Origin of the sequence: Devosia sp. (assembly GCF_028290645.1) — a bacterium.
In the GTDB taxonomy this organism is placed as follows: Bacteria; Pseudomonadota; Alphaproteobacteria; order Rhizobiales; family Devosiaceae; genus Devosia_A.
The window spans coordinates 1-7,829 of the sequence record NZ_JAQGJL010000376.1; the positions used below are offsets into that span (position 1 = coordinate 1).

At 66.1% G+C, this 7,829-nt stretch carries 9 protein-coding genes; 7 read left to right on the forward strand and 2 right to left on the reverse strand.

Annotated features, from left to right (window positions below; all coding sequences use genetic code 11):
• Together carB and JWQ89_RS20040 are read left to right on the forward strand one after the other, a co-directional pair.
• Positions 1–1,546, forward strand: a 1,546-nt coding sequence (gene carB / locus JWQ89_RS20035; protein ID WP_299643994.1) for a carbamoyl-phosphate synthase large subunit, incomplete at its 5' end; no start/stop codon positions are given.
• A 67-nt stretch (positions 1,547–1,613) separates the two neighbouring features.
• Positions 1,614–2,417 carry a nucleotidyltransferase domain-containing protein gene (locus JWQ89_RS20040; protein ID WP_299643996.1) on the forward strand — a complete coding sequence of 268 codons (804 nt, stop codon included), beginning with the start codon at positions 1,614–1,616 and terminating at the stop codon, positions 2,415–2,417.
• A gap of 24 nt (positions 2,418–2,441) precedes the next feature.
• Here JWQ89_RS20040 and JWQ89_RS20045 read toward each other — a convergent pair whose 3' ends face one another.
• Positions 2,442–2,723: a hypothetical protein gene (locus tag JWQ89_RS20045; protein WP_299643999.1), complete on the reverse strand. Its 282-nt coding sequence runs from the start codon at positions 2,721–2,723 to the stop codon at positions 2,442–2,444.
• 255 nt (positions 2,724–2,978) lie between these two features.
• On the opposite strand from JWQ89_RS20045, the gene JWQ89_RS20050 reads away from it, so the two are divergent.
• From JWQ89_RS20050 to JWQ89_RS20060, 3 genes are all read left to right on the forward strand, one after another.
• Complete coding sequence (locus JWQ89_RS20050) at positions 2,979–3,836, forward strand: DMT family transporter (RefSeq protein WP_299644001.1); 858 nt, start codon at positions 2,979–2,981, stop codon at positions 3,834–3,836.
• Between the two features lie 13 nt (positions 3,837–3,849).
• A complete protein-coding gene (locus JWQ89_RS20055; RefSeq protein WP_299644003.1) occupies positions 3,850–4,197 on the forward strand; it encodes a DUF1801 domain-containing protein in 348 nt (115 codons plus the stop codon).
• Positions 4,198–4,374: 177 nt separating this feature from the next.
• Positions 4,375–5,169: a phytanoyl-CoA dioxygenase gene (locus JWQ89_RS20060; RefSeq protein ID WP_299644004.1), complete on the forward strand. Its 795-nt coding sequence runs from the start codon at positions 4,375–4,377 to the stop codon at positions 5,167–5,169.
• 35 nt (positions 5,170–5,204) lie between these two features.
• Here the strand turns inward: JWQ89_RS20060 and JWQ89_RS20065 are convergent, their stop codons facing one another.
• On the reverse strand, positions 5,205–6,155 hold the full coding sequence (locus JWQ89_RS20065; protein WP_299644006.1) for a methyltransferase: 951 nt from the start codon (positions 6,153–6,155) through the stop codon (positions 5,205–5,207).
• Between the two features lie 412 nt (positions 6,156–6,567).
• Between JWQ89_RS20065 and JWQ89_RS20070 the strand changes: the two genes are divergently transcribed.
• Both JWQ89_RS20070 and JWQ89_RS20075 read left to right on the forward strand, forming a co-directional pair.
• Entirely contained in the window at positions 6,568–6,777 is a 210-nt protein-coding gene (locus JWQ89_RS20070) for a cold-shock protein (protein WP_299644008.1), read from the forward strand.
• 300 nt (positions 6,778–7,077) lie between these two features.
• A complete protein-coding gene (locus JWQ89_RS20075) occupies positions 7,078–7,485 on the forward strand; it encodes a hypothetical protein (protein ID WP_299644010.1) in 408 nt (135 codons plus the stop codon).
• The last annotated feature ends 344 nt before the right edge of the window (positions 7,486–7,829 follow it).

Consider the following 7,829-nt stretch of genomic DNA (forward strand, 5'->3'; position numbering starts at 1 on the left):
GCACGCATCCTTCGCCCTTGCCGACGCGGGGTACGAGACCATCATGATCAACTGCAACCCCGAGACGGTCTCGACCGACTACGACACCTCCGATCGCCTCTATTTCGAGCCGCTCACCGAGGAAGATGTCATCGAGATCCTCGAAACCGAAAAGCAGAACGGCACGCTGCACGGCGTCATCGTCCAGTTCGGCGGCCAGACCCCGCTCAACCTCGCCGATGCCGTCGAGCGCGCCGGCGTGCCGATCCTCGGCACCCAGCCCGGTTCCATCGACCTCGCCGAAGACCGCGACCTGTTTTCGAAGCTGGTCAACCGCCTCGAACTCAGCCAGCCCAAGAACGGCATCGCCTACTCGCTCGAGCAGGCCCGCCTCGTCGCCGAGCGTCTCGGCTACCCGCTGGTCATCCGCCCGTCCTACGTGCTCGGCGGTCGCGCCATGGCCATCGTCCACTCGCCCAACGAGTTCGAGCGCTACGTGCAGGATACCCTCACCGGCCTCGTGCCGCCTGACATCCTGATCCGCTACCCCAACGACAAGACCGGCCAGATCAACTCGGTGCTCTCCGACAACCCACTGCTGTTCGACGGCTACCTCAGCCGTGCCATCGAGATCGACGTCGATGCCCTAAGTGACGGCAAGGACGTCTTCGTTTGCGGCATCATGGAGCACATCGAGGAAGCCGGCATCCACTCCGGCGACAGCGCCTGCTCGCTGCCGCCGCAGCATTTGAGCGACGAGGTCATCGCCGAGCTAAAGCGCCAGACCACCGAGCTGGCGCTGAACCTCAAGGTCGGCGGCCTGATGAACGTCCAGTATGCGCTCAAGGACGGCACCATCTACATCCTCGAAGTGAACCCGCGCGCCTCGCGCACCGTGCCCTTCGTTGCCAAGGTCATCGGCCAGCCGATTGCCAAGATCGCCTCGCGCATCATGGCCGGCGAGAGCCTCGCGAGCTTCAACCTCGTCGAGAAGAAACTGAATCACGTGGCGGTCAAGGAAGCGGTTTTCCCGTTCAACCGCTTCCCCGGCGTCGATACCGTGCTCGGCCCCGAGATGAAGTCGACCGGCGAGGTGATGGGGCTCGACTACGACTACCCCATGGCCTTCGCCAAGTCGCAGCTCGGCGCCGGCTCCAAGGTACCGCGCGACGGCACCGTGTTCATCTCGGTGCGCGACGACGACAAGCCGCTGATCCTCGACTTCTCGCGCCACCTCATCGAAGCCGGCTTCAAGATCGTCGCCACCTCCGGCACCCATAAATACCTCGTGGAGCACGGCATCGCCGCCACCAAGGTCAACAAGGTGCTGGAAGGCCGCCCGCACATCGTCGACTCGATGAAGAACGGCGGCGTGCAGCTGGTGATCAACACCACCGACGGCTCCAAATCGATCACCGACAGCCGCGACATCCGCCGCACCGCGCTGATGGGCAAGATCCCGTACTATACGACAATCCCGGGCGCCGTAGCAGCCGTGGAAGGCATCATCGCCTACCGCGAAGGCAACCTGACAGTGCGGCCGCTGCAGGACTATTTCGCAGCCTGATCAACCGAGACGAAGACGCGACGAGACTGCGAAGGACCGACACCACCACCAGCTAGCGGGGCAGCCGATGGACCAGCAGACCCTTATCAACCGTATCGCCGACGCCCTCGAGCCCGATCAGCGCATTCGTGGCCTCTTCCTCTCCGGCAGCTTCGGTCGGGGAACGGCGGATGAGTATAGCGACGTCGATCTGCTGGCGGTCGTTGCGCCCGCCGACCACGAGGCGGTTGCGGCCGACTGGCGTGGCGCGCTCGAGGCCATCGTGCCCATCGTCTACTGGAACCGCCTCCCCTGGGCGCTGGTGCTGAATGCGGTGACGGACGAGTGGCTGCGTTGCGACCTCGACATCGTCGCGCCGGACCGGCTCGGCCGCCGCACGCAAGACCGGCTGAAGACGCTGATCGACCGTGACGATATCCTGCCAAGCCTGCCATCCACCCTGCCCGTCCGCGGTATCGACCCGGCCAAGCTGCAGGCAACGACCAACGAGTTCATCCGCGTGCTCGGCCTGCTCCCGGTGGCCCTGGGGCGCGGCGAGATCGAGCTCATGGCCGCAAGCGGCACCGGCTTCCTTCGGCGCTTCCTGACCGACCTGCTCATCCTCGAAATGAACCTGCCCGACTCGGGCGGCGCACTGCACCTTAGCCGCGTCCTCGACGCCGACCGCATGGCGCTCCTCGCCTCGATCCCGCTGCCGGCCCTCACGCGCGACTCCGCCATCGAGGCCAACCTCACCCTCGCCCGCGCCTTCTTCCCGCGCGCCAAGGAGCTCTACACCAAGCTCGGCATCCAGTGGCCCGAAACCTTCGAGGCCGCCACACGCCGCCGTCTAGCTAGCGTGTTGCCACCGCCGTACAGCGTGGACTGGTAAGCCTGAAGACGCCTCGCCTCGCCGCTAGACCTGCAACTCGCGATCGTCGCCGATCAGGTCGTCCCTCGCCGGCTTCGGCATCGGGAAGCCGTATCCTTTGCCGGGCTTCTGCCAGTAGAGTTCCCCACTGCGGTGATACTCGCTCCCGTACAAATTGAGGGCGATCGCCTCCATTGCGAGATAGAGCGCCTGCACGCCATCGGCGCCCCGCGCCTCCGCCACTTTCGCCCCTTCCGGCCACCCGATCTTGTAGGAGCACATCCAGTAGCCCCGCCGCTCTCTTGGCCCCTCAATCAGGACCTCCACGTCCTGTAATCCGGAGGGCAATGCCAGGTGTAGCCGACGCGCAATCTCGATCATTTTCGGTGCCTAATGTCTCAAATCCGGGATGTAGTCGTTCTTGATACATGCGGCATACCGCACCATCGCGGTAGACCAGCAAAGTGCGCTCCCACTCATTCTGCACAGGTCCCAGCTTGCCTCGTCGGCCGCGCCCAGCCTCGACCACCACCGCAAAACCGGCATACTGAGCCAACTCCCCCGTAGCTCGGAGCCGCCCGGGTGCGAATTGCCGTGCTTACCGCAATTGCCATGCTCGCCTTCGCCGCCAACTCGGTGCTGGCGCGGCTGGCCTTTGCCACCGCGGATGCGGAGCCGCTGAGCTACACCGGGGTCCGGCTCGCTTCCGGTGCCATTGTCCTCTTCGCCCTGCTGGCGCTCCGCCAACCGGGCAAGCGCATCCAGCTCGGCGGCAGCTGGACCGCTGCAGCGGCGCTGTTCGGCTATGCGCTCGCCTTCTCCATCGCCTACATCTTGCTGGGCGCCGGCACCGGAGCATTGATCCTCTTTGCCAGCGTGCAGATCGGCATTCTCGGTTGGGCAGTGTTGAAGGGCGATCGGCCCGGCGCGCTGGAATGGCTCGGCCTCGCCATCGCGTCGGCGGGGTTCGTCTATCTCGTCTCACCCGGCCTCGTCGCGCCGCCGCCGCTCGGCACGCTGCTAATGGTCGCCTCCGGCCTCTGCTGGGCCACCTACACCCTGCTCGGCCGCAGCTCGCAATCGCCGCTCACCGATACTGCCGGCAATTTCATCCGCTGCCTGCCCGTCGCGATCGTGCTGATTGCTGCCGGGCTCGTGATGCACCCGCTGAACCCCGCGGCCCTCGCCTATGCAGTCGCGTCCGGCGCCATCGCCTCGGGGCTTGGCTACGCCATCTGGTATGCGGCGCTGCCGAGGCTGACGCGCACCCGCGCCGCCATCGTGCAATTGACCGTGCCGGCCATCGCCGCCGCCGGCGGCGTGCTGCTGATCGGCGAGCCGCTGACGCCGCGCCTCGTCATCGCCTCGATCGGCATTCTCGGCGGCGTCGCCTTCGCCCTGATCACTGCAGACCGGCGACGCGCAGTCGCCAAGACCTGAGGGAGAACCGCCAATGCCCGAAACCATGGACACCTACATCGCCGGCTTCCCGCCCGAGGTGCAGGCGCTGCTGGAGCAGCTCCGCCACACCATCCGCGCCGCGGCGCCCGAGGCCAGCGAGACCATCAGCTACGGCATCGCCACCTTCAAGCAGGCCGGCACCTACGTGATCTACTTCGCCGGCTGGAAGAAGCACCTCTCGGTCTACCCGATCCCCCGCGGTGACCCCGCGCTCGAGGCCGACCTCGCCCCGTACAGGGAGGCGAAGGGGACGCTGCGGTTCCCCCTCGACAGGCCGGTCCCGCTCGATCTCGTCCGGCGCGTCGTTGCGGCGCGCCTTGCCGAGATCGCCGCGGGCTAGCTTCCGGGCTTGACCTCGTTGCCCGGTTGCCTATGCTGCTAACGCCATGATGATGATCCGCAATTTCGGATCGGTGTTCCTGCTCGCCTGAGCGCGCCGCAACGGCACACCGCCGCGCCTTCGGGCGCCCTGCCCGCCGACACCGTCGCGCGGGCTTATGCGAATTCGGAAACAGCAATGCCTGCTAACACACCCGCGCTCACCGCAGCGCAGATCGACGCCTTCATCACCGATGGCTTCTTGCGCATCGACAACGCCTTCCCCGAGGATGTCGCGGCCCAGGGACGCGCCATCCTCTGGATGCTTACCGGCCTCGATCCTGACGATCCGTCAACCTGGACCAGGCCGGTCATTCGCCTCGGCGACAATCCCGCCGCCCCGTTCCGGCCGGCGGCCAACACGCCGATCCTCCACGCCGCTTTCGACCAGCTGGTCGGCCGCGGCCGATGGCTGCCGCGTGGCAGCCTCGGCACCTTCCCGATCCGCTTTCCGTCGCCCGACGATCCGGGCGACGCCGGCTGGCACATCGATGTCAGTTTCGGCTGGGAGGAAAACCCCACGGACTTCATGGCCTGGCGGGCCAATATCAACTCGAAGGGCCGGGCGCTGCTGATGCTCTTCCTCTTTTCGGAGGTGAGCGAGCGGGACGCCCCCACCCGCATCCGCGTCGGCTCGCATAATGACATCGCCCGCCAGCTCGCGCCCGCGGGCGAAGCCGGCCTTTCGCTACGTGAGCTGGCGGCCGATGGCTTTGCGTCCTCGGCGCACCGGCCGGAGGCGCTGGCCACCGGGAGCCCGGGCACGGTCTATCTGTGCCACCCGTTCCTCGTGCACGCGGCGCAGCCACACCACGGCACGGTGCCGCGCTTCATGGCCCAACCGCCGCCTATGCCGCGCGAGCCTTTGCAACTGGAACGCCCGGATGGCGATTGTTCGCCGGTGGAAACTGCGATCCGGCAGGCCCTGGGCTGATCCGAAACCGGGCCGGTCCCTCGGGGGCCGGCCTCCTACACCCGCACCGCCACCACGATCAGCCCATCCACCGGCACGCCCCGATCCATCCGGATCACCGTCGGCTCTGCCGCCGCGATCTCGAGCCCCACCGACCGGCAGAGCGCCAGCGTCGGCTCCACGGCATGCTGGAACCGCAGCGACGGGCCAAGCCGCACCGCGTCGTCATCGCCATGGGTCTCGAGCGAAAACGCCACGATCCCGCCCGGCTGCAGAGTTCGCGACACCGCCGCCAGCGCCGGCTCCAGCGCCCCGACATAGTTGAACACATCGGCAGCGACGATCAGCTCGGCCGCCACCGACTGGCCTTTGAGGAAGGCCACCAGCTCGGCCTTTTCCAGCCGATCGTAAATGCCCTTCTGCGCCGCCACCGCCAGCATCTTCGCCGAGAGATCAACGCCCTCGAGCCGATCCACCAGCGGCCGCAGCCGCGCGCCCATCAGCCCGGTGCCGCAGCCCAGATCCAGTGCCCTGCCGAAGCGTGCAATGCCCCGCACCGCCATCACCTGCTCGATCGCTGTGGCCAACGTCTCCGGCGTGCGATAGCCGAGCCGCGCCACCAGCGACTCCTCGAAGCGCGCCGCATAGTCGTCGAACAGCGCCTCGACATAGGCCGGCTCTGGCGCTGCCCCGCTACCCGCCTGCGCCGCCAGCTTCAGCCGCGCCCCGAACAGCCCGCGGGCGTCGAGATGAAGGAGTTGCGTCCAGGCCATCACGGCGCCCGCGACATCGCCCGCCGCCTCGCGGTAGCCGCCCAAGAGGTTCCAGCCCGCCACCCATTGCGGCACCAGTTCGAGCGCCTGCGCCATGAGTTCGGCAGCCTCGGCAAAGGCGCGCTCGGAGGCCAGCGCCGCGGCATAGCTCGCGCGGCGGTCGGCGACGAGGTCGCCGGACGAATACTGTATTTCGCGCAAGTTGCTTGGCACCGGAGGCGGGACGTCGAGCATGTAGCGCGTCCCGGTCGCGGCGGGAAGATGGGTAGAACGGGAATTTCCTCTTTGCTGTCACATTGGTGGAGCGTAGGTTGGCCACTGGGTTCGCACCGCTGGCCGGCGCTGCCCGTCGGGCCGAGTCGCCCGGTTTCTCTGCGCCTCTGCGCCCTACTCCCTTTGGCGAGAGGACTACTAAGTCGAATCGGTTTGCAACCCGTCGCGCTGCATGCGCGCCGGGGCAAAGTCGTTCCAACGGCCGTATTGATAGGCCGAAAATTTCCGGCTACAAGTTAACGGTCGAATATTGCGGCCGACACTTCGTGCCTGGCGTCTTACGCGCCTGCTGAGGTCATTCCAAGAATTCGATTGGCAAAGGTTCCTATTGGGGTGGGAACCGCCACGGCAGACTGCGAAAGGGACTCTACTTATGGCTACCGGCACTGTGAAATGGTTCAACGGCCAGAAGGGCTATGGCTTTATTCAGCCCGACGAGGGTGGGGCTGACGTATTCGTGCACATCTCGGCGGTCCAGCGTTCGGGGCTTTCCGGCCTCGACGAGGGCCAGAAGGTGACCTACGAAATCGTCAAGGACAAGCGGACCGGCAAGAACGCCGCCGACAACCTCCAGCCGTCCTGATCCACACCGGATCGGCATGAATGCGTAGGGCGCGGCCGTCTGGCTGCGCCTTTGCTTTTTGTCCCGAGATGAGCGCGGCCACTACGGCGCGCCTGGCCACCGGGACCATCACGAAGCCACGACAAGTCATCCGGCAGAGAGCCGACACGTCCGCATTTTCAGCGGAGACCACACGTGGCGATTTGCTCAGAACGGAATTCACTCCGCTAATCCGCGTTCTGAATATCGCGTTCAGAGCGGGTTCACGCGCAACGGATCACTAACCCCCTCATCGAAACGCAACCGATTGAGGGTATCAACATGACTATCCGTAATCAGATCGTTGCCCATGGCCGCACCCTGATGCTGCTTGGGGCAATGGCCGGCGCCGCTCAGGCGTTGATGTTCGCCACTCCCGCCTTCGCGATCCAGGAAGACGAGTTCCCGACCTGTCGCGTGGCACTCGAGGGCACCGGCTTCCGGCCGCTGGTCGGCACCCGTGACCACACCGCCCAGTGCTGCTTCGTCCTGTCCGAGAAGCGCTGGTACAATGACCACGAAGTGTTCGTCAGCGCCGTGTACAGCGTCAGCGACGACGAGACGATGCTCACCACCCATTGCAGCAGAATTCCCCTGGTGACGCAGTCGCTGATCTCGACCAGCGGCGACGGCGATGGCGGTGGTGACCCGGACGATACGCCCCCTTCCACCGCCCCTGACCTGAGATGAGACCACTGCCCCGCCACCACCACGCTGGCGGGGCGCCCCTTTCCGACTAGTTTTTCGGTGAAGAACCAGCATAGGCTGCCAGCGCGCACCGCGCCCTCGAACGCCTTATTCCCGGTGACTGGCCAGCGCGACGCCCGAGCGCGCCTCCCCTTGACCTCCGCGCCATCCGCCACGATATGCAAGCTTCGCGCGCGCTCGTAGCGCAGCGCTTGACCGAAGCCTTCGCCGAAGGCAGTTTACCCCTTACGCTTCCCCTAAAGTCGGTTTCGCAGGTTTGCCGAATGACTTTGGCAGGGGAGCCTTTCTTTTTGAATGGAGACGGCTATGGACAAGATTCCGATGAC